At 60.4% G+C, this 24,988-nt stretch carries 19 protein-coding genes and 1 pseudogene; 8 read left to right on the top strand and 12 right to left on the bottom strand.

Translation table 11 applies throughout. The features are described 5' to 3' along the window. Window positions 1–1,005: 1,005 nt before the first annotated feature. The gene (locus C6P64_RS18025) at window positions 1,006–1,740 is read right to left on the bottom strand and encodes a hypothetical protein (RefSeq protein ID WP_146115953.1); all 735 of its coding nucleotides are present in this window, start codon (window positions 1,738–1,740) and stop codon (window positions 1,006–1,008) included. A 222-nt stretch (window positions 1,741–1,962) separates the two neighbouring features. On the opposite strand from C6P64_RS18025, the gene C6P64_RS16230 reads away from it, so the two are divergent. The 6 genes from C6P64_RS16230 (at window position 1,963) to C6P64_RS16205 (ending at window position 10,347) form a co-directional block, all read left to right on the top strand. Then, entirely contained in the window at window positions 1,963–2,760 is a 798-nt protein-coding gene (locus C6P64_RS16230; protein WP_105749583.1) for a DNA/RNA non-specific endonuclease, read from the top strand. Window positions 2,761–2,960: 200 nt separating this feature from the next. Then, window positions 2,961–3,605, top strand: a complete 645-nt coding sequence (locus C6P64_RS16225) for a nucleotide-binding protein (RefSeq protein ID WP_105749582.1) — start codon at window positions 2,961–2,963, stop codon at window positions 3,603–3,605. 28 nt (window positions 3,606–3,633) lie between these two features. After that, entirely contained in the window at window positions 3,634–3,909 is a 276-nt protein-coding gene (locus C6P64_RS16220; protein WP_105749581.1) for a ribbon-helix-helix domain-containing protein, read from the top strand. Then, window positions 3,902–4,336, top strand: a complete 435-nt coding sequence (locus tag C6P64_RS16215) for a hypothetical protein (RefSeq protein WP_105749580.1) — start codon at window positions 3,902–3,904, stop codon at window positions 4,334–4,336. Before C6P64_RS16220 ends, C6P64_RS16215 begins: the two co-directional genes overlap by 8 nt. Before the next feature lie 305 nt (window positions 4,337–4,641). Further along, on the top strand, window positions 4,642–9,588 hold the full coding sequence (locus C6P64_RS16210) for a DEAD/DEAH box helicase (RefSeq protein WP_105749579.1): 4,947 nt from the start codon (window positions 4,642–4,644) through the stop codon (window positions 9,586–9,588). A gap of 102 nt (window positions 9,589–9,690) precedes the next feature. Further along, window positions 9,691–10,347: a recombinase family protein gene (locus C6P64_RS16205; protein ID WP_105749578.1), complete on the top strand. Its 657-nt coding sequence runs from the start codon at window positions 9,691–9,693 to the stop codon at window positions 10,345–10,347. 282 nt (window positions 10,348–10,629) lie between these two features. Here the strand turns inward: C6P64_RS16205 and tnpC are convergent, their stop codons facing one another. The 7 genes and pseudogenes from tnpC to C6P64_RS16165 form a co-directional block, all read right to left on the bottom strand. Then, window positions 10,630–10,980 (bottom strand): Tn3 family transposase post-transcriptional regulator TnpC, encoded by a 351-nt coding sequence (gene tnpC, locus C6P64_RS16195; protein WP_105749576.1) that lies wholly within the window; start codon window positions 10,978–10,980, stop codon window positions 10,630–10,632. Then, window positions 10,977–14,015, bottom strand: coding sequence for a Tn3 family transposase (locus tag C6P64_RS16190; protein WP_105749584.1), 3,039 nt, complete (start codon window positions 14,013–14,015; stop codon window positions 10,977–10,979). Before C6P64_RS16190 ends, tnpC begins: the two co-directional genes overlap by 4 nt. A gap of 100 nt (window positions 14,016–14,115) precedes the next feature. After that, a pseudogene (locus tag C6P64_RS18810) lies at window positions 14,116–14,224 on the bottom strand (IS200/IS605 family transposase); the annotation flags it as partial. Window positions 14,225–14,368: 144 nt separating this feature from the next. Then, window positions 14,369–14,701 (bottom strand): SMR family transporter, encoded by a 333-nt coding sequence (locus C6P64_RS16180; protein WP_105749575.1) that lies wholly within the window; start codon window positions 14,699–14,701, stop codon window positions 14,369–14,371. An 87-nt stretch (window positions 14,702–14,788) separates the two neighbouring features. Then, window positions 14,789–17,887 (bottom strand): efflux RND transporter permease subunit, encoded by a 3,099-nt coding sequence (locus tag C6P64_RS16175; RefSeq protein ID WP_105749574.1) that lies wholly within the window; start codon window positions 17,885–17,887, stop codon window positions 14,789–14,791. After that, window positions 17,884–18,996, bottom strand: coding sequence for an efflux RND transporter periplasmic adaptor subunit (locus C6P64_RS16170; RefSeq protein WP_105749573.1), 1,113 nt, complete (start codon window positions 18,994–18,996; stop codon window positions 17,884–17,886). The genes C6P64_RS16175 and C6P64_RS16170 overlap by 4 nt, the downstream gene beginning before the upstream one ends. Window positions 18,997–19,015: 19 nt before the next feature. Next, window positions 19,016–19,570 (bottom strand): TetR/AcrR family transcriptional regulator, encoded by a 555-nt coding sequence (locus C6P64_RS16165; RefSeq protein WP_105749572.1) that lies wholly within the window; start codon window positions 19,568–19,570, stop codon window positions 19,016–19,018. Between the two features lie 79 nt (window positions 19,571–19,649). Between C6P64_RS16165 and C6P64_RS16160 the strand changes: the two genes are divergently transcribed. Beyond that, window positions 19,650–21,038, top strand: a complete 1,389-nt coding sequence (locus tag C6P64_RS16160; RefSeq protein ID WP_170073131.1) for an efflux transporter outer membrane subunit — start codon at window positions 19,650–19,652, stop codon at window positions 21,036–21,038. Window positions 21,039–21,087: 49 nt separating this feature from the next. Here C6P64_RS16160 and tnpB read toward each other — a convergent pair whose 3' ends face one another. Both tnpB and C6P64_RS16150 read right to left on the bottom strand, forming a co-directional pair. Beyond that, a complete protein-coding gene (gene tnpB, locus C6P64_RS18805) occupies window positions 21,088–21,309 on the bottom strand; it encodes an IS66 family insertion sequence element accessory protein TnpB (RefSeq protein WP_170073130.1) in 222 nt (73 codons plus the stop codon). Beyond that, a complete protein-coding gene (locus C6P64_RS16150; RefSeq protein WP_245911765.1) occupies window positions 21,263–22,462 on the bottom strand; it encodes a tyrosine-type recombinase/integrase in 1,200 nt (399 codons plus the stop codon). Before C6P64_RS16150 ends, tnpB begins: the two co-directional genes overlap by 47 nt. Before the next feature lie 90 nt (window positions 22,463–22,552). Here C6P64_RS16150 and C6P64_RS16145 point away from each other — a divergent pair, with 90 nt between their 5' ends. After that, window positions 22,553–23,560, top strand: a complete 1,008-nt coding sequence (locus tag C6P64_RS16145; protein ID WP_105749568.1) for a DNA-binding protein — start codon at window positions 22,553–22,555, stop codon at window positions 23,558–23,560. A 219-nt stretch (window positions 23,561–23,779) separates the two neighbouring features. On the opposite strand, the gene C6P64_RS16140 is transcribed toward C6P64_RS16145, so the two are convergent. Both C6P64_RS16140 and C6P64_RS18275 read right to left on the bottom strand, forming a co-directional pair. After that, entirely contained in the window at window positions 23,780–24,310 is a 531-nt protein-coding gene (locus C6P64_RS16140; RefSeq protein ID WP_105749567.1) for a metal-dependent hydrolase, read from the bottom strand. Then, the coding region (locus C6P64_RS18275; RefSeq protein ID WP_105749566.1) for a hypothetical protein at window positions 24,310–24,988 on the bottom strand (679 nt) is incomplete at its 5' end. The genes C6P64_RS18275 and C6P64_RS16140, both read right to left, overlap by 1 nt.

Raw genomic sequence — 24,988 nt, 5'->3', positions numbered from 1 at the left:
GCCGGGTGTTGTCACGCCCAGGCGCAGCCTGGGCGCGGGGCGCCCCCTTGGGGGGCGGCGGGAGGGCGGGCGGGGGCCCTGAACAGCCATCGGCCGCAGGCCGCTGACTGGAGTTTTTGCGACCGGCGCAGCCGGGCGCACTGACTGAACCCAGGGCGACGGCACACCGAAAGGCCCGCGCCGGGCGCGGCCCCAGGGCGCGCAGCGCCCGGGAAGGGGCCGCGACCACGCGCGGGCCGTTCCCGCGCTGGCCGCTGTCCGGACGGCCCGCCGTCGCCGGGGGTCGGCCACCAAGCGCGCAACGCGCGCGACTGGCCGGGTCCCGGCGGCCAGGGCCAGGACGGGCAGCGACCCAGGCGCGGGCGAGTGCCGACCGGCCACGCACGAGGCCGCTTTCGGGTTTTCGCGCCAGGCGAAGCCACGCGCGCTGACTTCAGCCGGGGCACGGGCGCGCCGGAAGGCCAGCGCCGGGCGCGGTCCAGGGCGCGCAGCGACCGGGGAGGACCGCGACCACGCGCTGGCCGTGCTGGACAAGGCCAGCGAGCGAAGCGGACGGGCCTGCAGGGCCGGTTCGCGCAGCGGCGGCGGGGTGGCGGAGCTCGGGCGGCTCGAGCGCCGGAAGCGGCGACGGGCTCCAGCCCGTGGCCGCGTGGGTCAGTCTCGCCAGCGAGCGAAGCGGACGGGCCCGCAGGGCCGGTCTGCGCAGCGGCGACGGCGTGGCGAAGCTCCGGACTCACGCGCGCCGAAAGCGGCGACGGGCTCCAGCCCGTGGCCGCGTGGGTCGGGCTCTAACGGCGAGCGGAGCGGACGGGCACGCAGAGTTGGAAAGAGTAGGTTTACAGGAGGGGGCGCCGCAGAATTCGGAAGCAATCGCTAAGGTGCGCGATATCCGACCCTAAGCCGACAGCAGCCTCACTACTGAGGATTTGGTGAATCAGTGGTGTGCTCTATGGAAGAATTTTCCGGAAAAATAGACATACTCAAAGATTTCTAGGCTCAATCGGATTAGGTATCTTTAATTGAATTATCACCTTTTATAAACTCTGCTCGAATTTCGTCCAACCTCTTCCTGCTCTCTTCGAAATCATCAAAAGCATATGGTTTTAAATCATTGCCCTCCCCATTGCTCAGCTTTACTTCGAGACCTGTCGCCTCATACAAGCCAAGCCAGCACTCACGTGCTGTAGCCATGACTGACATTCTGACAATTTCTTGAATCTTTACTGAGCGAGGCGTTTCGAGTTCTTTTACCATCTTGGCCGATGTTCGAAGACGCATGGTGCACTCTTCGACGAGGAGCAACAGGCCACCTCCGGGAAGCAGCATTGGGTCAATTGATAGCATTCGTGTTCGTACTTCATCAAGATCCTCAGACAATAAGCTCCACGTTTGATCCTGTTTTCCAATACGTCGAGCAATATCTTCGCACGTCCGTGCCGCAGAGAAAAAAACAACTCTCAGCGCGCGAGCACGCCGTTGTTGTTCTAAATTTTCAGCACTTCGGATTCGGTCCAGTTCGAGTTTATGTTGTCGATGGACAATGAGGATTGCTGAAAATATCGCTGCTACGGAACCAATCGCCTGAATCCATGCAGGAGCACTCGATTCAAGGAATTTAGCAACCCATGGCCAACCACCGAGGGACGTTATTACGATTAGGGAGAGCAGAGACAAAACAACCACTGCGCCGAGCGCAGTTATCCATTCGTCTTCTGATGCGGGAGTGGAGTCATTATTCATGCCAGCTACAGTTTTATGAGTAAAGATAAAAGAACGGAATTTAATTAATGTAACCCAAACGACTGGTAGCCTAGGCGGCCCAGCATAGCTTGTGAACCCAAAGCATAGGAAAGCAACGTCTGCTAGCCTAAGATTTTTTCCGAATGTTGAAGGGCCCCCCAGAAGTCGCACGGAGAACGGACCAGATGACATACTGGCAATTCCATCGGAAGGGAAGTCACCATGAAAGCCACGATCTGCCGCCTTGCGCTGTGCTTGGCCAGCGCCATCACCATCACGCCAGCGACGGCCGGCATGATCGTCACGGGCCAGGGGCCCATTAACCTCTACGCGCCAGCGCAGCGCAGTTCGGCCTTCGACGGCTGCAAGGAGCTGTTCCCCGGGGGACGGCCTATACCGCTGACGCTCGTCAGTGCGGACTGGATGCCCCGCGGTCTGTGTTCGGACAGTTTCGCGGTGCTGTACTCGGGCAAGAGCAAGACGCCGCTGGTCGTGGTCGAGCGCCTGAACCGCCAGCAGGTTGACGACGCGGGCGAAGTGCGGACGAACCAGTTTTTCCCTGACCCGCGCCTTCCCGCGTCCGAGCGGGCCTATCTCGACGATTACAAGGGCTCGGGGTTCGACCGGGGGCATATGTCGGCGGCGGGGAATGCCCCAACACCGAACGCGATGGCACAGACGTTCGCGCTCTCGAACATGGTGCCGCAGGACCCCACCCACAACCGCAGGGTGTGGAGCAAGGTCGAGGCGGACACGCGCAAGTACGCCCGGCGGGCGGCGGGCGATGTGTTCGTGTTCACCGGGCCGCTGTTCGATCCTGGTCATGAGACGATCGGACGGAACAAGGTCTGGGTACCGACACGGCTCTTCAAGCTGGTCTATGACCAGGCGACGGGACGGGCCTGGGCGCATGTGCTGCCGAATACGGCGGATGCTCGGATCGAGCAGCCGATGGACTATCCCGGGTTCGTGCGGGCGACGGGGCTGGACCTGCTGAAAGGTGTACAGGTCGCTATGTGAGAACGGTTCTCGAGAACCTTCTTCACCAGTGTCTGCCAACTGGTCCAGCGTTCCTACATCGAGCGCCAAGGCAAGCCGGCCGAACCAATCGGGACGCCTGAGGTGTGTGTCGTGCGTTAACGGTCGCGCGTCGGGACTGGTAGCGGCAAGGTTTAATGTGTTTTAATATCTTTAAAATATTGAAATACACTCAAAAAACCATGATAGTCACCGTAGGCAACACCAAGGGCGGCGTCGGCAAGACGACGCTAGCACTGAATTTGGCGATTGCGCGCGCGCTCTCGGGCCGCGATGTCTGGCTGATCGACGGAGACCGGCAGGGCACGGCGCAGACGGCGATCACGATCCGGGCGGAGTCGGGACGACTCCCGGCGATCGCCTGCGCGCAGTACGCGGATGGCTCGACGCTACGGGCGCAGGTGCAGCAGGTGGGGCCGAAGTTCCAGGACATCGTGATCGATGCCGGCGGGCGCGATTCGACGGCGCTGCGCGCGGCGCTGGTGCTGTCCGATGTGCTGGTGGTGCCGTTCGCGCCACGCTCGCTCGACGTGTGGGCGCTGGCGGACATCTGCAGCTTGATCGACGAAGCGCGCGCGGTGCGCGACGGGCTGCATGCGGTGGCGGTGCTCAACGGCGCCGATCCGGCAGGCCAGGACAATCAAGAGGCCGTCGAAGCGCTGGCGGAATTCCCGCAGCTGGAGTACCTGGCGACGCCGATCCGGCGGCGCAAGGGCATTGCCAATGCCGCCGGCCAGGGCCTGAGCGTGCTGGAAATGAGCCCGCGCGACCCCAAGGCCTGCGACGAGATCACGGCCCTGGTGCGGTCTGTTTTCAAATCAATTTAATATTAATAAGAAGTTAAGGATAGATTAAATGGCTATTGTCAAGCGACCCAGCGGGGTAGGTGCCACGGTCAGGACGGCCGAGGATTTCATCCAGGGGGCACCGGATGCGGGCGATCAGTTGGCCGAGCTGCCGGCTAGCTCCGGGGTGATGCAGGGCCGGCAGCGGCAGGTCAGCCTGGCGCTGCCGCCGGAGCTGCTGACCAGGGTCGATGAGATGGCGCGCAAGCTGTCGCTGACGCGCGCGGGGTTCATGAAGCTGGCGTTGACGCGGGCGGTGGAGGCGGAAGAAGTCACGCATGGCTGATTTCGACTGCACGGGCTCGCACTGGAATGACTGGTGGCTGGTCGATGGCTCGCCCGACTTCGCGGTGTTTCCGGGAGGGCTGCTCGAATGGGCGCCTGAGCCGTTGCCGATCCGACTCCATGTGGGGAACCTGTCCTGGGGCGAGCGGCATATCGGGCACAAGCATGGCGTGTGGGTCAGGCGCCAGAAGATGAGCGTGGCGGCGCTGGTGCATCACAAGCTGAACCAGCATGGCAGCCTGTACACGACGGAAGCGGACACGAAATTCAAGATCAGCCTGCGACTGGCGCCGGATGCGCTGTGCGTGCTGCGGTATGAGCGGCAATCGGACGGGGGTTACTGGTCGGTCGTGACGCTCTACAGCCACCCGCAAGGCCTGGATGGCATGCGGATCGGCAGGTACAGGCCGATGCCGAGAGGCCAATGAAAAAGCCACCGGAGAGGTGGCTTTTTCATTCAGAGCGGCGCCCGCAGTATCCAGCCGCAAGGACTGGAATCCTGTGTCCATGAAGGACACCCCGCTCGAGTGGTGGCTGACGCCGAAAGACCCCACTCTCTGCTCTGGATGCTTGGCCACAGGTCTATAGGCCAGCAAATCGTCTTCAGATGCGCTGATTATACATTTTGTGAAAAAAAACAGAAAAAATTACTTTTTTAATATTAAATTAAATGTTTTTTGATATCAAAAAATAAGTGTCACAATAACACCTAACTAAGACTGATCCTCCGAAAATGACCGCACTGACCACCCTGCTCGACACCTACCGCCAAGCTGCTGCCTCCGAGCGCGAGAAGGGGACTTACTTCGAGGAGCTGATCGTCTGCTACCTGCGCAACGAGGCCACCTACCGGGACCTGTACAGCGACGTGTGGACCTATGGCGACTGGGCCGAGTTGCAGGGGCTGGACAAGCGGGATGCGGGGATTGACCTGGTGGCGAAGACAGCGGGCACCGGCGAGTACCACGCGATCCAGTGCAAGCTGTACGCGACGGACTACAAGCTGCAGAAGAAGGACATCGACAGTTTCTTCACGGCGTCGGGCAAGAAGCCGTTCACGCACCGGATCATCGTCAGCACCTGCCTGCACTGGAGCGAGCACGCCGAGGAGGCACTGCGCGACCAGCAGCCCCCGGTCAGCAAGATTGACCTCAATGACCTGGAGAACAGCCAGATCGACTGGGCGCAGTACCAGCCGAAGGTGGCGGCGCCGGTGATCAAGCCGAAGAAGCAGCTGCGCGAACACCAGAAAAACGCGCTGGCGGCGGCGCTGCAGGGCTTCCAGCGCGTGAACCGGGGCAAGCTGATCATGGCCTGCGGTACCGGCAAGACCTTCACCAGCCTCAAGATCGCCGAGGCACAGGCGGGGGCGGGCAAGCGGGTGCTGTTCCTGGTGCCGAGCCTGTCGCTGCTGTCGCAAACGCTGACGGAGTGGACCCAGGAAAGCGAGATCCCGCTGCACAGCTTTGCCGTCTGCTCTGACAGCGACGTGGGCAAGAAGCGCCAGAAGGAGGACGACATGGTCCAGACCTTCACGCATGAGCTGCGCTACCCGGCCACGACGGAGCCGGCGCGGCTGGCGGCTGAAATGAGCAAGCGACACGACGCCGAGCACATGAGTGTGGTGTTCAGTACCTACCACTCGATCGACGTGATCAGCCGCGCCCAGAAGGAACACGGCTTGCCGCCGTTTGACCTGGTGGTCTGCGACGAGGCGCACCGCACCACGGGCGCGACCTTCGGTGACGAGGACGAAAGCAACTTCGTGAAGGTTCACGACGCTGGCTTCCTGCAGGCGGTCAAGCGGCTGTACATGACGGCGACGCCGCGCATCTATGGCGACACGGCCAAGGCCAGTGCCGAGAAGGACAACGTGGCGCTGTGCTCGATGGATGACGAGGCGCTGTACGGGCCCGAGCTGTTCGTGATCACGTTCTCGGAAGCGGTCAAGCGCGGGCTGCTGGTGGACTACAAGGTCATTGTGCTGGCGGTGGAGGAGAGCCACGTCAACCGGCGACTGCAACAGTTGCTGGCGAGCCCGGACAACGACCTCAAGATGGATGACGCGGCCAAGATCGTGGGTTGCTGGAAGGCCTTGGCCAAGCAGGGCCTGGAAGAGGAGTTGAACGGGGACCGCGCAGCGATGAAGCGGGCCGTCGCCTTCTGCCAGGTGATCGAGGTCAGCAAGGGGGCCAAGACCCACAAGGTCAGCTCGAAGAACATCGCCAACATGTTCCAGGCGGTGGTCGAGGCCTACCAGGCCAGCGAGGAAGACGAGACGGCCGCGCAGCTGGCTTGCGAAGCCGCGCATGTGGACGGCAGCATGAACGCGAGCGAGAAGGAAGCCAAGCTGAGCTGGCTCAAGGCGGAGCCGCCGGCGGACACCTGCCGCATCCTGAGCAACGTGCGCTGCCTGTCGGAAGGGGTGGACGTTCCGGCGCTGGATGCTGTGCTGTTCCTGACCCCGCGCAACTCCCAGGTCGACGTGGTGCAGTCGGTGGGCCGCGTGATGCGCAACGCGCCCGGCAAGCAGCGCGGCTATGTGGTGCTGCCGGTCGTGATCCCGGCCGGCATGGAGGCGCACGAAGCGCTCAACGACAACCAGACTTACAAGGTGGTGTGGCAGGTGCTGCAGGCACTGCGCTCGCACGATGACCGCTTTGATGCGATGGTGAACAAGCTGGACCTGATTGGCCGGGACACCAGCAAGATGGAAGTCATCGCCATCACCGACAAGATCCAGAAGAAGGCGACCAAGTCCACCACAGGGACCACAGGCGAGAAGAAGATCCCGAACAAGAATGCCGGTCGGGGCCGTCGCACGATTGGCAATGCCGAGGACAAGCGCATTCCGACGGAGAGCCAGGAGGGCCTGGAGTTCGAGATTGGCGAGATCGAGAAGGCCATCTACGCCAAGCTGGTGCAGAAGGTGGGCAACCGGCACCACTGGGAAGACTGGGCCAACGACATCGCCAAGATCGCGCGCACGCACATCGACCGCATCCAGGCACTGCTGGAAGACCCGGCGCACGTGAAGGAGCGCGAGGCGTTCGAGCACTTCGCAAGTGAGCTGCGCGACGACCTGAACGGCAGCATCAGCGACGGCGAGATCATCGAGATGCTGGCCCAGCACCTGATCACCAAGCCGGTGTTCGATGCGCTGTTTGCCGACTACAGCTTTGCCGAGCACAACCCGATGAGCCGGGCGATGCAGGGCGTGCTGGACGTGCTGCAGGAACACCGGCTGGACAAGGAAGCTGACACGCTGCAGGCCTTCTACGAGAGCGTGAAGCTGCGGGCTGAGGGCATCGACAACGCCACCGGCAAGCAAAAGATCGTGGTGGAGCTGTACGACAAGTTCTTCCGCAACGCCTTCCCGAAGATGACGGAGCGGCTGGGCATCGTCTACACCCCGGTGGAGGTGGTGGACTTCATCATCCACAGCGTCAATGACCTGCTGCACAGCGAGTTCGGGGTCACGTTGGGGGACGAGGGCGTCCACATCATCGACCCCTTCACCGGAACAGGCACCTTCGTGACCCGGCTGCTGCAAAGCGGACTGATCCCGCTGGACAAGCTGCCACACAAGTACCGGCACGAGATCCACGCCAACGAACTGGTGCTGCTGGCGTACTACATCGCGGCCATCAACATCGAGGCGGTATATCACAGCCTGGTGGGAGGCAAATACGTGCCGTTCGAGGGCATCTGCCTGACCGACACCTTCCAGATGTACGAGAAGGAAGACCTGGTGGACGCGCTGCTGGTGGACAACAGTGCGCGGCGCAAGAGGCAAAAGCAGCTGCCGATCCGGGTGATCTTTGGCAACCCGCCGTATTCCGGAGGGCAAAAAGACGACAACGATGATGCCGCAAATGTCAAGTACACAGGGCTAGACAATCGCATACAGAAAACATACGCAGCCAATTCTACTGGTAACCCACGCAGCCTGTACAACAGCTCAATACGTGCTTACCGTTGGGCTAGCGATCGAATCGGAGATTCCGGACTAATCGCCTTTATATCTGATGCCGGCTTCATTGACGGCAAGGCGGCAGATGGTTTCCGTAAGGTTCTGGCAGAAGAATTCAGTAGCATTTATGTTTTACACCTGCGGGGCAACGCGCGCACATCCGGAGAACAGCGCCGCAAGGAAAAAGACAATGTGTTCGGCATGGGCAGTCGGTCGCCAATTTCTATCAACATTCTCGTCAAGAATCCTGAATCAAAAGAGACAGGAAAAATCTTTTTTCACGACATCGGCGATTACTTAGACCAAAAAACGAAACTAAAAATTGTTCAGGATTTCGGCAGTGTCGCCGGCATTACCCATGCTGACCGCTGGAGCAAAATAACACCCGACATTTATGGTGACTGGGTAAACCAGCGCGACGACAGCGTGAAGAGATTTATCAGCATGGGAGACAAGAAAGACAAGGTCGCACAGACAATATTTGAGACGTACTCAAGTGGAGTAAAGACAAACCGTGACGCTTGGGTCTATAACTCTTCTAAATCTGGTGTTCTGGCCAACATGGAGTCCATGATTGACTACTATAACCAAAGCATTGACGAGGGAAAACACAGCTCCACCCTGAATCACTCCACGAAAATCAGTTGGTCATGGGTGCTGCGAGGACGACATGAAAAAGGGACCAAAGGAAATTTTTCAAAAGAAAATTCCGGAGTTGGGTTATACCGACCCTTCGAGAAAACCTGGCACTACTACGACGGATTTTTCAATGAAAACCGATACTTGATGCCAAGCATCTACCCGACAGCAAAAAGCGATAACCTGGTAATTTGCGTCACTGGTTTGGGGGAGAGCAAAGGCTTCTCTGCTTTGATTACTAATGTAATTCCAAACCTTCATGCAATAGCAGGATCGCAGTGTTTTCCGCTTTGGGTATATGAGGTTGCTTCAAATAATGGCAAAGACAATAATTTGGAATACCCCGATGTGCGCAAGCAGCAGCCTGGTTTGTTTGTGGACGAAAACAAAAACCTATTTGAAGATGCTGTCACAAAACCGACCGCGCCACAATACCAGCGCCGCGATGCCATCACCGACGAGGGCCTGGCGCATTTCAAGGCTGCCTACCCCAGTGAGACGATCGGCAAGGAAGACCTGTTCTATTACGTGTACGGCCTGCTGCACTCGCCCGACTACCGCGAGCGCTACGCTGACAACCTGAGCAAGGAGCTGCCGCGTATCCCTTGCGTGAAAACCGCCGCCGACTTCTGGGCCTTCAGCCAGGCTGGCCGTCAGTTGGCCGACCTGCACCTGAACTATGAAACGGTGGAACCGTACCCGGCCACTGTGACCGGAGACACGGGCAAACTGATCCCGGCGCAGTACCGCGTGGAGAAGATGAAGTACGGCAAGCAGGGCAAGGACAAGGACCTGAGCACCGTCCACTACAACGCGCTGATCACGGTGAGTGGCATCCCGCTGGAGGCTTATGAGTACGTGGTCAACGGCAAGTCAGCCATCGACTGGGTGATGGAGCGCCAGTGCTTCAAGGTCGACAAGGACAGCGGCATCGTCAACGACGCGAATGACTGGGCGGTGGAAACCATGGGGAATCCGCGATATCCGCTGGAGCTGCTGCTGCGGGTGGTGACTGTGAGCGTGGAGACGGTGAAGATCGTCAAGGGGCTGCCGAAGCTGGACATCTGAGCCAGGCTGGGCTACAGGACTGTAACGGGCGACCGAAGCGAACAGGAAGAGAGGCCACTTCCTGTTGCACCTGTTTCAGGACACCACCAGAATCAGGACATCATGAGCCATGTCTTTGCTTATCTGCGAGTGTCCACCGATGCCCAAGACGTGGCCAACCAGCGCCACGGCGTGGTGCGCTATTGCACCGAGAAGAAGCTGTTGGCCCCGGTCTTCATCGAGGACACGGCGAGCGGTCGCACCGACTGGCGCGCGCGCCCGCTGGGCCAGCTCATCACGCGAGCGACGGCGGGCGACGTGATCGTGGTGGCAGAGGTCTCGCGCCTGGCGCGCTCGACGCTGCAGGTGCTGGAGATCGGACGCGAATGCCTGGAGCGCGGCGTGACGCTGCATGTGGCGAAGAACGGGATCGTGTTCGACGACTCGATGCAGTCGAAGATCGTGGCGACGGTGCTGGGCCTGGTGGCCGAGATCGAGCGCGACTTCATCTCCGCACGTACCAAGGAGGCGCTGGCCAAGCGCAAGGCCGAAGGGGTCAAGCTGGGGCGGCCAGCCGGATCGGCCAGGAAGCTGCGGCTGGACCAGTACGCCGACAAGATCGACGACTACCTGGCGAAAAAGATCGACAAGCGGGCGATCGCCAAGCTGCTGGATGTGTCGCCGAACACGCTGTATGCGTGGCTGAAGGTCAGGAGGCCCCAAGCTGCAGAAGCGATCACCGATACGCCCGCTCCTGACATGACTCATATCACCCCGTGAAAAAAACCGCGTCGGTACGCGGACGCCCTAGCGATCGCGCGCATCGCGGATCGCCAACGAAGCCAGCGCTGCCGCCGCGATAGCTTGGGCGCGGTGATCCAGCACAACGGACAACAAACCAGCGTCGCTGGCGGCATCGACCGGATCGCGGTCCAGCGCGGAAAGGAGCGCACGCTTGAACCAGTCGCTCAGGGACGGATCGAGGGCAAGCCGGGATAAAGCCAGTTTTGACTCATAAGCCTTTTGGTTATGTCAAATGGCTCCCTTATTTCAAATCGAAACTCAATGGGTTGCCTGTAGTGTTTCCAGCGGTTCAATCAGCTTCACCCAGCCTTGCAGCGTAGCGATTGTTTGACGAATCTCTGACGTTACTTCAAGCGCCAGTTCAGGCAAGCTCTCTTCGTCAGCAGAGCCTGACAAACCCGCCCCGTTGACCACAGCGTGCGCCATTCCGTGGAGCCGCAGCAGTACGTCCCGAAGACCGTCCTGGCCCCGTGCGTTGCCCACAACTCTGTCTAGCTGTTCGACTGCGTGCAGCAGTTTTGAGGTGTCGTAGGTGCTCTGTAGCTGTGTCAGTGCCGCCCTGTCCAGCCGACCATAGGCCGTGAGGACGGTGGTTTCTGGATCGCTCATGCTCCTGCTCCTTTTTGGCCGGCTCGCTGCCCCTCCGCTGCCACTGCAGCTGCCGCAGCTCGTGCACGCTTGGCCGCCTCACGAAACTGTGATTCCTTGACCCAGGGCTCCGGGGGCCGCTTCAGGTCGAGGTGATAGTTGCCAAACCGCTTGATACCCGAGGTCATGTACGGACTCAGGTACTCAACATCGGCCGCAGAAACGGGCTCCCCATCTGCGTACATTTCCTGCAACACCCGCATCATGTCCACCGTGTTTTGCAGGATCACCGATGAGGCAACGAGGTCGATGAAGCGCACCCGCTTTTGCTGCTCGTTCGGATCGTTCTCATTGATCACGTCGCCGCCGAAGTCCAGCCATTTCGTGAAGGCATGGTACGACTCGATCTTGTTGGTCGTTGCGCTCACCTCCTGTCGCATTTCCTTGCTGGAAATCCAGCGCAGCAGGTAGATCGTGCGCAGTACGCGGCCAAGTTCGCGTGCCGCAGCAAACAGTCGGTTGTGACGCCCTTCCTGGCTGAGCTTGCGCAACAGCATCGGTGAAGCTATTTTTCCAGCCTGAATCGATATCGATACCTGCATCAGATCTCGCCAATGGTCGCGGATGAGCTTCCAGTCCACGACGTCGCTGAACAAGCGGTCAATATGCCGGAACCGCATCCCCTTTTCGGGGCGATAGAAGCGCAGATCCTTCCAGTTCCGAATGCGCGGCATCAGTTGGATACCCGCCAGGTGCGTGAAGGCGAACACCGTTTCCGACTGGCCATGGGTGTCCGAGTACACGGTATCGGCCTGAACGCTCAGGCCTGCCTTCATCAGGCCCTCGATGACGTAGACCGCCTCCAGTACCCCAGGTGGTATGAAGTGCCGAAACACCGCGATGTAGTTGTCGGCGACGTGCCGGTAGGCCACAGCCCCCATGCGCCGATACCGGAAATGCATGCCCACCAGCAGGTTCTGATCGTAGAAGTCGTGCTGGGTGCCATCTGCCGCGACCTTTTTGCCTTCGCCCCACAGCTTGGGTAGCTCAAGCCGCAGATAAAGTTCGGTCAGATCCCGGCAGGCGTTGTCCAACTGGTCCAGGCTCATGTGCCGCTGGTTGGCATAGGACAGTTGATGTGGTGTCACACCGTTGGACAGATGACGCGCTGCCTGGTTGGGTCCCAGGTTGCAGCCCATGGCGAACACGGTGAGCAAGTAGCGCTCGCGTGCGTTGCGAAGTTTGGGATCGTCGCCGGACTGCGGCCCAAAGTTGCGGGTGAATCCTGTCCAGTGCTCGATGTTGGCGAGAACATCCAGCAGGTTGCGAGGGGCTGTGCGATTTTCGATGGCGGCGTGCAGTGCGATGGCAGAGGCCGGCACTTCGCGTGCAACAACACGCCGCAGGGTCGGTTCGCCGTTGACTCCGATCATCACGTCTCCTGCATGTTGCGGAAACTCGTCATCGATCTTTTTGGCCGTCTCGGTGAGCAATTGCTTGAGTCCGTCTACGAAGTCACCTGCGGTGGCGGGTATTCCAATCCGGTCACAATAGGTTGGCAACTGCGCTTCGCACTCCTTCCAGGGCAGCAGTTGCAAGCGGTAGTCGGCAAATGACTCCGAGCCTTCAATGCACACATCGCCAGAGCGAAGATCGCCACACAAGTAGCTGAATACACACACTTCGAGGTAGCGGCGGTTCGTCGGATGGCCCAGCCCATGCGAACGACGCACCAGCTTGCGCCAACGTTCGGAGGCGAACGCAAGCGCCAAGTCATCCTCGATCCACTCGACCTTGCGATGTTCATTGGCCAGCACCACCTGCAGGGCATCCAGCAGACTGCGGTCTTGAGTAGCGGCCTCAAAGCGCAACGCCTTCGCCATCCGGAACATCGCCGCACGCCAACTGCTGAAGGCCTTCCAGACCAGTGGCAGGTGGTTTCCCCCGCTCCACACTCGGATGGCCTCACAGTCCATGGTCAGTTGATCCAGGTTGCCGTGCGGAGCGAGCAGATCTCGAACGCGCTGCCCGGTACTGGCGTCATCCAGGTTTTCTGCGAGGATCTCCAGCACCTGCTCCAGCGTGGCGACGAGTTCTTCACTCAGCTCGCGTTGGCGCGCCTGGATCACCTGCAGCTCCTCTCTTGCGGTCTTGTGGATGGCTCCGATGCGGCGAATGAACATTTCAGCCACATCGTCGCGGGCCCTCACTCGCATCTGTCGGATCAATGCCAGGATCAATGTGTAGCGCTTGGCGGGCAACAAGTCCTTCATGTCGCCCGCATCGAGCGCCGATGCCATGCCAGCCATGTAGTTGAGCTTGGTAACCGGAACGCCATCGAGCAGCGCATCGCTGTCAGGCAGGGACTCAAGCCATGTCAACTGGTCCAACAGCAAATCGAGATGCTTGCGTGAGGCTTTTTTTGCCGATTTCTTGATCTGGTTGTACAGAGTTCGCCTTGCCGGCAATTCCGACTCCAGCAATCGGTCAAGCCATGTTCGTTGGGCCGAACTCAGGCGCTGGTTGATTCGCTCGTTCAATGCGGCCTCCGCGGCCGAGTGGGCTTGTTCAGAGATTTCGTCGAGCGTGCGGAACACCGGAAGCTCATAACCCAGCCGCACCAACTCCTCAACGGTGATGTTGATGATGTCAACGCGGGTCTCCACGACACTGGCTATCTGTTGGGCTATCTGGATAGCCAGCGCTCTTGTTTGCCCGTCGGTGTAGGACTTCACACCGAGCAGTTCTCGAATCGCTTTGTGGTGGCGATACAGCGTGGCGAGCGAAGCAAATTCGATCTTGTCAGTCGGGGTGATGCCCAGCGTTGCTGAAACATGCTCGACAACCTCGGCTGGAATCGCATCGATCGCGGGGAAGTGGCGCAGGAACTCAAAGCATTTGAGCAGCACCAACAATGCCAGGCGACGTTGCGCAGTGCGTGACTGTTGCTGCGCCCATTCAATCTCCTCGGGCTTCGGAGTGAACGACGCTTGCAGGTCTTTGAGCGTCAGTATTCGAGGAAATCGAGGGTACGCAGTCCGTTCAATGCTCGCCATGGCGAATCCCCCCACAATCATGTGCATATGGTCCGGCATCAGATGCCTCTCTTCCGTCTGGCTCTCCTTTTGACGCGCCAATGTCCTAAAACCGCCCCGAAGTGCTTTCGCAACTTCAGGTACAGCGTCTTTCTTCGACATTTCGGTATGAATACAAGGTGGTACTTACAGTCCCATTTCGTGTGATTTGGGCTTTCCATCTTGTCCATCCAGTTCTTCCTTTCGTTTGCTTGGCGGCCGGGTTATGGATAGGTGCGGTCGTGGTGTGGTATTCCGATGCCTAACTGTCGCATCCCGCCCGACCAAGCAATCTTGAGTTGTCGCCATGCTTCGGCTGTATGCGGCTTTCAAATTTAGTGGGGACTACTTTTTGAAAAGACGTTGATCACGATGACTCCAGAAACGATTAGGGCCATGCCACCGATTGCTGCAGCATCAAGCCGCTGTTTGAAAACGATCCAGGCAACAATGGCGGTAAGCACGATGCCAGCGCCGGACCACAGTGCATACACGATGCCAACCGGCATGACCTTGAGCGTCAATGAGAGACAGTAGAAGGATCCGGCATAACCTAGCGCCGTAGCCAGACTTGGCCAGAGATTGGTGAACCCTTCAGATGCCTTCAGGAAGGACGTTGCAATGACCTCGAGAACGATGGCCGCGGTGAGATAAAGGTAAATGTTCATGGTGCAATTTGTCTGGTGATAATGTGCAATGCCCCTGGTACCAGGCATGTTCTTTCGCATCGAGTTTTGAAAGGCAGCAAGTGACGTTCAGATGGGTGCCGGCGTGGCTTGAGACTCGTACTTTCGGTCCAGCCACCGCGATAAACGGCTATCGAACAGCAGCTCATATAAAGCGGGAACCATCCCGAGCGTGACCAGGGTGCCCAGCGCCAGGCCACCGATGATGGTGATTGCCATGCCCGACCAGAGGGGGCCGCCAAACAGCAGCAGTGGCACCAGGCCGGCCACGCAGGTCAGCTTGGTCATCACGATCGGCCGCAATCGTTGAACGGCCGAAGTGATGACGGCGTCTCTCGAACTGCGCCCTGCGTGGAGTTCGGCTTCGATGCGTTCCAGCAGCAAGACGGCGTTGTTGACGATGATGCCGGCAAGCGAAAGCAGGCCAAAGTTCGCCATGAAGCCCAAGGGCTCGCCAGCCAGCTTCAGCGCCGGTGCCACCCCGATCAGCGTGAACGGAATGATGGACAGTATCAGCATCAGTTTTCGGAAAGATCCAAACTGCCAGATGAACAGTATCAGCATGGCGATACCCGCATGGGGAAGGTACTCACTGAGCGCCGCATTGGCTTCTGCGGCCTCTTCGATTTCCGCTCCGAGTTCAATGCTGTAACCTGGCGGCATTTTCAGTCCGGCGATGACCGGGGCCAATCGATCAACAACCTGCTGGGCGGTTTCTGTCTCGCTGCGTCCCTCCACCGTCAGCGTGCGAGAAAGATCTCGCCGCCGGATGACCGAAGGCTCCGAGCCTATGGACACTCGAGCGACGGCCGACAGCGGCACCGGCGTGGCCCCTGCTGGATACACCAGCGTATTGGCTACGTCTTGCGTTTGCTGCCGCTGGGCCGCAGTGCCACGGACCACCACAGGCACGAGCGTGTCGCCATCGCGCAGCATGGAGACATCAACGCCAGAGAACCGGGCTGCCAGCGAATTGGCGATGTCTTCACTGGTCACCCCGAGTCGGCGTGCTTTGGCCTGGTCGATCTGCACGTCGACACGCGGAACGCGGTTGTTCCAGTCGTCGCGTACACCGACGACACCTGCCACCTTGCGCAGTTCTCCCTTGATCTGTTCACCCAATCCCTTGAGCACCGTTTCGTCAGGGCCGAAGATGCGGTACGCCACCGTGCCCGAATCACTGGACCCCAGGGAGAACCGCTTCACCTCGCCTCGGACCTCAGGATAGGTCTGCGATAGATAGTCGCGCGTGCGCGCAATCATGGTGTCGAGCTCGTTCTTGGAGGTTACGCCCACCGTGAAGTAACCAATGTGCGAGGCAGGAAGCGGTGGATTCAGCCCCAGGATGATGCGTGGTCCGCCATCGGCGACATAGCCGATGCTGGTGGTGACCTCTGGATTGACCTGCTTGTCAGACAGCCAGCGGCTGATCTCTTGAACCTTGGCCAGCGTGGTGCGTGAATCGCTACCAGGTTGCAGCTCGATGGAGACCTGGTATTGAGGGCGGTCTGATTTCGGAAGGAATCCCGCAGGCACCGTCGATAGCAACAACATTGCAAGCGTAAGGAGAACGGCCATGGCGCCGAAGAATGCGAGCTTGTGATCAAGGACCAAGTTGATGGCGCGGCGGTAGATGCGGTAGAAGCGGGTCTCGGAATTGGCTTCGTGTGTTGCGTGAGGTGAGACTTTCAAAAAGTAGTAGCACAGCAGCGGGGTCACCGTCAGGCACAAGAGCCAGGAACCCAGCAAAGCGAGAGCCAGCACCACTACCAGGGGGCGGAGATACTCGTTGATCGAGGTGTCGCCGAAGAAGAAGGGGGAAAACGCAAAGATGATCACTAGCGAGGACGTGAGCAACGGGATCGCCAGCGACTTGCCGGCCTGGATGCAGGCCTCGCGCCGCGCCTCACCTGCCACCATTCGGCGTTCGATGTCTTCGGCAATCACGATACCGTTGTCCACCAGCAGGCCCAGTGCGATGATGATCGCAGCCATCGAAACGCTGTGTAGCTCGATGTGCAGGAACTGCATGGCGATCAAGGTGCCCAGGATGGTCAGCGGCACGATGCTGCCAACGATGACGCCGGCGCGCCAGCCAAGGAAAAGCACGACCACCGCCATCACGATCACGATGGTCTCTCCCATCACCTGGTTCATCTTGCCCATTTCGCGTTCCACGACGTCGGCCTGGAAGGTGACGTAGTCGAGCGTGAAGCCTGCGGGTAGTTGCTGCTGGAGCTCGCTGACTCGCGCCTTCAGACTGCGTCCGAATGCTTGGATATTCTGGCCTGAGCGCATCGACACACCAAGCACCACCGCCGGCGCACCCTGATAGACGGCGGCGGAATCTGGCGGGTCGGCAGGCAGCACCTTGATTTGCGCAATATCGCCCAGACGAATCGTGTTCTCAGAGCGACCATGGCGATCAGGCACGCTGAGGACGAATTCCCTCAGCGCTTGGAGCGACCGAATTTCGCCCGATGCCACCAGCGCGCTATTGATCCCACTCATCACCATCTGACCACCGGACAGCACGACGTTTTGTTGCTGCAATTGCTGCAGCAAGGCCGGTGCAGCCAGGCCAAGGCCGGCCAGGCGAGCCTGATCGAACTCGAGGTAGACACGCTCATCCTGCAGTCCGTGAAAGCTGATGTTCTGCACACCGGGCAGTTCATAGAGCCGATCACGCAATCGTTTGAGCGGCTCCCGCATCTCGCTCATGGTGAAGCCTGGCGCGGTCACCGCAATCGAGGCCACTGCCACGCGGCCGAAATCATCGTTGATGACCGGTGGGAAGGTGCCGCTGGGGAACTGAGGTGATACCTCAGCGACCTTTGCCCTCACTTTTTGCCAGATCGGCGCCAGGTCGGGGTAGCTCTCTTGTATCGTGACTTGCACAATGACCGTACCGGTACGCACCGTGCTGACCACATGCTTTAGCTCTGGAAGCTCACGCAAACGCTGCTCAAGTGGTCGCGCAACCAGTTGCTCCATCCGCTCGACTGGCAGCCCGGGGTTGGAGACAAAAATCATCGCGTCGCGAATGGTGGTCGACGGCTCCTCCTGGGACGGAAAGCGCAGGAATGCAAAGACGCCTGCGACCAGTACCAGCACCGCGACGAACAACGTGAGTCGACTTGAGCCCAAGGCCGATTCGGTGATCTTCATGGCTTTGCTCCGTGAAGCAGGGTCGTGGCCGTGTGCTCGACAGCGGCCTGGCCATCGCTCAGGAAGGAGACTCCTGCAACTACCACCCGTTCACCAGCGCTCAACCCGGATTTAAGGGGGATGCGTCCATCGGGCAGCAACCCATCGCCGAGTTGCACAGCGCGTCCCACCAGTCTGGAGTTTTCCAGCACGAAGACGCTGCCTTGGCCGGGATCGACGCCTGGCAACAATGCTGCAGCGGGTACCGACAATCCTCTGCTTGCAATTGCGGGTAGCTCGACTGAAACCATGGCGCCGCTGCGAAGAGCAGGCGCAGTCTCGATAAAGCGAAAGACTGCCTGCACCAGCGAACCGCTCTCATTGCGGCTGGAAATTCGGTCCAGCTTCAGCTGCATTGCTTCGGCTGGTTGATCGGTTTGGGAGGCAGTCGCCTGCGCAAACTGCCCTGGCGCAATGCGCGCTGCCACTCGCTCCGGGAGCATGGCGACAACCTCTAGGGAGCGACCTGCTTCGAGTTGGAAAACAGGCAGACCCGCACTGATGTCGGCGTAGGGCTGGGCATTGCGTGCCACGATCACGCCGTCGAACGGCGCGGTAATACGCGACAAGGCCAGCTCCCGTTGCGCCAGCGCCAACGCGGCTTCAGCCGCCTGAAGCTGGCTTTGGGCGATGCGATACTGGGTTTGGACGGACTCCAGCGTGGGAGCGGAAATGATCTGGTCTTTGGCAAGCGACTCGTTCTGCCGCAGTTGGGTTGTACGCTCAGCCAGCGCCGCGACAGCTGAAGTGCGATCAGCCTGGGCCTTCTCAATGCGCCGCAGCGCGGGCGATTCGTCGAGGCGGGCCAGCACCTGCCCCGAACGTACGCGGTCTCCCACATCGACAAGGATGGCGCTGATGCGCCCAGCCGACTCGAAGCCGAGTTCGGCACGTTGGCGCGCGCGCAGTGTTCCGATGAACGATTCTCCCGTTCGCGCTTCACCGCTGGCGATGACCTCCACCTTGACGGGGCGAGGCGCTGCTTGGGAAGGAGGCGGTGTCCGGGAGCAGCCGGTGATGATTGCAGCCAGCAAGGCGAGGGCTGCGGTCGCATAGGTCGAGGATTGCATGTGGATACAGGGGCAGGGGTTAGGTGAGATCTTTGGCCAGCGTCTGAAGCGCCTTGCGCATGGCTTTGCGCTGGTCCTCGCTGAAATGATGGAAGTCCAGGAGCTCAAGCAGCGAGATACCGTCTATGGCTGCAGTGATCACCAGAGCAATGCCGGTCTGCGCACTCGATCCAGCGAAATCCCTGTAGGTGCGGTCATACAGCTCGCGTACAGGCCCCAACAGATGGGGGTAGCTTGAAGCGGCGGCCAGCAGATTGCGCATCAGCTGCTTTTCGCTCGGCTGCATATCGAACGTGTCATTGATGAGAGCCAGCAACATGGCGCTGCTGTTGCTGCCGCTCTCAGATGCCTTGGCGCGGGTGCGTTGGTCCCACTCGTCAATCATGGATTGCACAAGTGCTGCCAGCAAATCGTCTTTGGTTTTGAAGTGGTAGATCAGCCCGCCCTTGGTGATGCCAGCGGCGGCCGCGACGCCCTCCAGCGTCAATTGCTGAACACCTTGTGTCGAAACTATCTCGGCTGCGGCTTCAATGAGCCGTTGCTTGCCGCTGCTGCGCTGGGATGAATTGGGCATATCGATGATTGAGTGGTTGAAACTATACTGCACGTATAGTACAGTTTCAACTATTCAACGTCAACACCTGAACTGTCCTATGTCCTTCATCATCAAAAAACACAGAACACTGATTGCAATCGCTGCGCTGGCGCTACTGGGAGGGTGCTCGCATGCGCCATTGGTCGCACCACCAATGCCTGCAGTCACTCCCGAGGCGTGGAGCTTCGAGGCAAAAGGAGACTCAGGCAGCAAACCGTTGGCCGCGACCGCTTGGTGGAAAGACTTCGGGAACACAGAACTGAATGCGCTGGTCGAATCTGCCTTGCTTGCCAACACCGATCTGCGTATCGCCGCAACCCGTGTAGCGCAGGCCCGGGCCCTGGTTGACACGGTCCAGGCCGATCACTATCCGCAGTTGGGTCTGGGGGCCGGCCTGCAACGCGGCCGAGATTCGAGTGCTGATCCGAAAACCACTCAGGCCCGTGCCGGGCTTCGCGCGAGCTGGGAACCGGACATCTTCGGCGACAAAGGCTTAGCCAGCCTTGCAGCCGAAAAAGATGCCGAGGGCGCGGAACTGACCCGGCAAGCAATGCGGGTGGCTATTGCGGCTGAGGTTATGACCTCCTACTTCGATGCTCGATCCCTCGCGCAAAGACAAGCGGTGGCGCACTATGGCATCGCAACTTTGGAGCGTCTGACCGATGTCACCCGTCGACGCTTTGAAGCGGGACAGATCAGCAAACTGGACATCGACAGGCTGACGGCGGAGCTAGGTCAGGAGCGAGCCAACGCGGCTCAACTGAAAGGGGCACATGAAGTAAGGCTGCGACAAATGGCTGTGCTGCTTGGCGCCCCACACCCCCCAGTTGGCTTGACTTTCCCCGCAACTGACAACGCGGCTACAGGGATGCCAGCCGTAGTGCTGCCGATAGAGCTGTTAGAGCGGCGCCCTGATGTTCGGGGTCCTGCCCGCGCTGTTGAAGCCGCCGTCGCTCGTCTGGGGGTGGCCAAGCGCGACCTGTATCCGCGTATCGCACTCGATTGGTCGGGTGGCAAGGAACGCTTGCGTGTTGGCAGTGGTAGCGCGTCGCCAACGACAGTCGTTGGTTACGGCATGGCCCTTTCACTGCCCATTTTTGACGGTGGCCGCATCCGCGCCAACATCGAAATTCACGAGGGCAAGGCTCAGGAAGCAATGCTTGCGTATGAAAAGGCGATGCTCAGTGCGCTTGCGGACGCCGAGACGGCAGTGGTCCAACTTGCGGCGGCAAGCGACGGTGTCTCAGCGTTGGAGAGCACGCAGACTGCCGGCGCCGCAGCACTATCCAAAAGCGAGCGACTGTTTAACGCAGGGTTGGTGGATATCAACACGGTACTTGATACGCGGCGCAGCTACCTGAAGGCGCGTGACGGCCTGTTGCAAGGGCAAGGCGCGCAATTGGCGGCGGCAGTTGCGGTGCGCAGGGCGTTCGCAGGAAGAGTTTGATCGGTGGCACTGCGCTGTCATGCGCAGATCCACGGATTGCACGCCAGCTTCAGACCACGGTGATGATGCCGGCGCTTCCCATGCGCTGCCAGGGCAGACCCAGGACCAGGGCCTGGAGCTGATCGGGCTCCAGTTGCCACTGCTCATCGCCTGGTGTCGGCCAGACGAACTTGCTCTGGTGCAGGCGGCGAGCCGCCAGCCAGATGCCGATGCCTGTTAATCCTTCAGGACACCGACCATCCCACTCTGTGGGCACTCGAGGTCTGGTCATGGCGCACATCATCTTCTGTGTGCAAATAGATGCTGGTCGTGGAGATGTTTGCATGCCCCAAGTTGTCTCGCACGGCCTTGAGGTCCATGCTGTGGCTTTGGTGTGTGCCTGCCGTGTGCCTGAGCCAGTGTGCAGACGCTTGTTCCACATGCAAGGCCGCGCCCTCGTGCTCCGGTCCAAGCTCCCGAAGGCGGGTTGCGGTTTCGCGAAACACATCCTTGACCAATTCATGCACGGAGCTTCGCGACATCGAGCGGGAGGCTCCGATGATGGGAATCAGCAGCGGCAGATTTTCCCCTTCGCGCGGCAGCGGTGCGAGTTCGTTGGCCTTTCGGTAGCGCATCAGCTCTGACACCAGCTCGTCGGTTGCCGGCACGAGACGTGTCTTTTCTCCCTTGCCACAGACATCCAGCCACCAGCGTTCACGGCCATCCGCACCTCGACGCCAGTAGAAATCTCCCATTGAGTTGGTGCAGACCTCCGAGATGCGTAGACCACCGATATAGAGCAGGGAAAAGAGCCAGCGGTATCGGGCCGCCTGCTTGGCAAGGCGAGGTGTATTTGCGGGCAACGCCTCGATGGTCGCGCGCACCTGCGCCCAGTGTTCATGGGGTAGGAATCGGCTTGTTTTGGCTGGCCGCGCTATGGATTTGCGGCGCCTGAGCGCAAGAGGATTGCCCGCCAGATACCCAGCTTGGACGAGCCAGTTGAAAAGGCCGTTGAGTATGGACAGCGCCTGGCGCTGGCTCTGCCGGTCCAAGGGCTTTGCAAACGGGCGCCAGTGGGGTGACGCCCGGGGGGCCTTCTGTGCGACCTGCATGATCCATCGACCGGCTGGTTGGGGGTCTGCGAGAAAACGCTCGAACGCCAGGAAGTCCTCGTGGGTCAGATCGGACATGGCCTTGCCGTGCTGGTGCACGCACCAAAGCAGCAGCCTCTCGGCCTCCTTGCGATAGCTGGAGAGCGTCGCCGGCGAGTCCTGGTACCGCTCAAGCCAGGCCAAAACTGCCGCACGGTCGTCGTCGGCCGCCACCTGGGGGAGCCCTGAGGCCCGATTTCGGCCGCGCTCCCCGGACAAATGGGAGGGCAGCACCATGCCAGCCAAGGGCACCAGACCACCAGAATTCAACGCTAGGACAGCCAAATCAGTCATGCGGCAAATTCTATGGACATTAGAGTAATTATGTCTAGAGATTAGAAATAAGCTCATCAATTTATACGTTATACGTTGTATTATTTATTGATGAGCGAAGAATCAGAGATCCAGACCGAAGTAGAGGCCCTGCGGGCACGATTCAGCGACACCAAAACGCTGTACCGCGAGGTGTGCGCGCTGCTGTTTTTCCGATATGGCATCACGCCCACTGCGAGCAAGCTCTACCAGCATGTGCGCAAAGGGTCCATGAGCGCTCCCGCCGAGGCCCTGGCCAATTTCTGGGAGGACCTTCGAAGCAAGGCCCGCGTGGAAATCGATCACCCCGACCTCCCAGACACCCTGAAGCAGGCCACAGGTCAGGTGGTCAGCGAGTTGTGGGGCCAAGCCACCGAGCTGGCACGAACAGAGCTGGCTGCCGTACGCGTAGAGGCGCGAGCCGAAGCACAGGGCGCCTTGGCCAGCCTGGAGCAGGCGCTGCAGCTGAACGCGCAGCTTGAAGTCCAAATTCAGGCCGCTGCGGGCCGGATAGGCGAGTTGGAGGCCCGCGCCCAAAGTCTAGACTCGGAGCTGGAGCGGGAGAGGCGCACACACGCAGCAACGACTGCCCGGGCCGACGCACTGCAGCGCCAGATCGATGAACTGAAGCTGGAGCAGGCCAAAAACCGTCAGCACTTCAGCGCCGAGCTGGACAAGGGGCGCCAGGCCATCGCCGATGCCGCCCAGCGGGCTACTGAGGCGGAGCGCAGGGCCCTGCGCGAAATCGATCTGGAGCGCACGGCACGAAGCCATTCAGAAAAGCAGCTGGAACAAATGCGCACCAAGTTGGCCGAGGCCGAACGAAACCACCAGGCAAAGCTGATCGACATGAGTGCCGCAGCTTCTCGGATGGCGTCGGAACTGGACAATGCCAAGGCCGCATCGGCCGAGAGCGTCAGAATTGGCCAAGAGCAAAGTGCAGCACTGCAACAGGCCCTTCGGGACGTGTCGCAGCACAAGGCGGAAGCGGATACCCTTCGCGCGCTGATGGCGCAGTTCCAGCCGTCACCCAAACCCGTGCGCAGGAAGCGGAGCCCGGGGGGCCCGGAAGGCCAATGAAGAGAGCGGCTGGTAGAGCGACTGCCGGAGGCTCTCAGTAACGCCGACTGCCACGCGCGGCAAAATCCGGCATAAAAAATGAATTCTTAATAGCCAAAACGCTTATGAGCTAAAACTGGCCGTATCCTGGCTTGCCCTCGATCGTCCAGCAGCTGTCGAATTTCCTCATCTTTCGGCATCAACCACCCATTTAAAAATCAAAATAAAACTAATTTAATATTAAAACAGTTTAAAACGATTGCTTTTCCATTCAGAGCCATCGATCAGGCCGGAGCGGTACAGGCCTGACCAGTCGTAGAAGAAAGGCAGGAAACCGCCGGGGGTCGACTCCCGCTGCCAGACCAGGATCGCGCAGAGCAGCACGACCAGAAAGGTGATGAGGTATTCGGAGGGGCGCCCGGTCTGGACCTTGCCGCCGAACAGCGTGACGCGGCGGTCCGACCACCAGCCCACGGGGGCACCGGAGACGGTCAATGCGTCGCAGAACCAGTGAATCGCGCCGCCGACCGAGAACCAGTAGACCAGGTCGCGCCAGTCCCAGATCAGGAGGCCGAACAGCGCGGCGGCGACCCAGCCGACCAGGTAATGCGTGCTGCCCCGGTGCTTGACCGGGCGATTGCGCTGCACCGCCCGCTTGACGAACTCGAACCAGTCCGGCGCCGTACTGCCCAGCACGGCGGCCGGCACGGCCGCCGGGTTGAAAACGGCGCAGATGCTGCCGGCGATGGCGATGTGGGAGATCCAGCGCATCAGCCGCCCCTCGCGCTGGCCAGCAGCTGCTTGATGTGCGCGTCGAGTCCATCGGCCTGGTGCTCGTGGCAGTTGCCCAACAGCTCGATCCGGGCCTTCTGCAGCAGGCCGGACAGGCGCACGATCTCGCCCTCGGCGCTGGCGACCTTTTCCATGAAGGCGACCTGCTCGGTGGTTTCGGCGACGCCGGCCTTGACCCGTTCCTGCGATCGGCGCTCGAGCGCGCGCAGCAGGTCAAGCTGGCGGCGCAGCTTGTCGCGCTCGGCCAGGACCGAGACGAACTGACCGGCGGACTCGGCAACCCGGACCCGGCGCGACCATTCGCGCTCCCGCTCGCGGTCCAGCTCGATGGCGGAGTAGAGGGGCAGTCGGGCGACCAGGGCGGCGCTGGCACGACTGGTGCCGGACGAAACCCCGCTGTCGTCGAGGTAGAGGCCGCGCTCGTTGCGAACCCGCCCCTCAAGTGTCACCTCGCCCCGGAACAGGCTGCGGACCGGCCAGCAGGCCAGCGCGCGTTCGTAGAGGTCGCGGGCATCGGGCGCCGGCCCGGAAGCGGGCGGCTTGTCGGGGGCGTGAAAGCTGGGCGAGTCGCCCGAGTAGGTCGGCAGAAGGAAGGGCTTGTCCGCCCCCTCGACGGGGCGCGGGGGGTCTGGCGGCGTGCCGGCGGGGTCGGCCGCC

The sequence above is a fragment of the Malikia granosa genome (genome assembly GCF_002980595.1).
Taxonomy (GTDB): domain Bacteria; phylum Pseudomonadota; class Gammaproteobacteria; order Burkholderiales; family Burkholderiaceae_C; genus Malikia; species Malikia granosa.
This window is presented reverse-complemented; position numbering and strand designations above follow the sequence as displayed.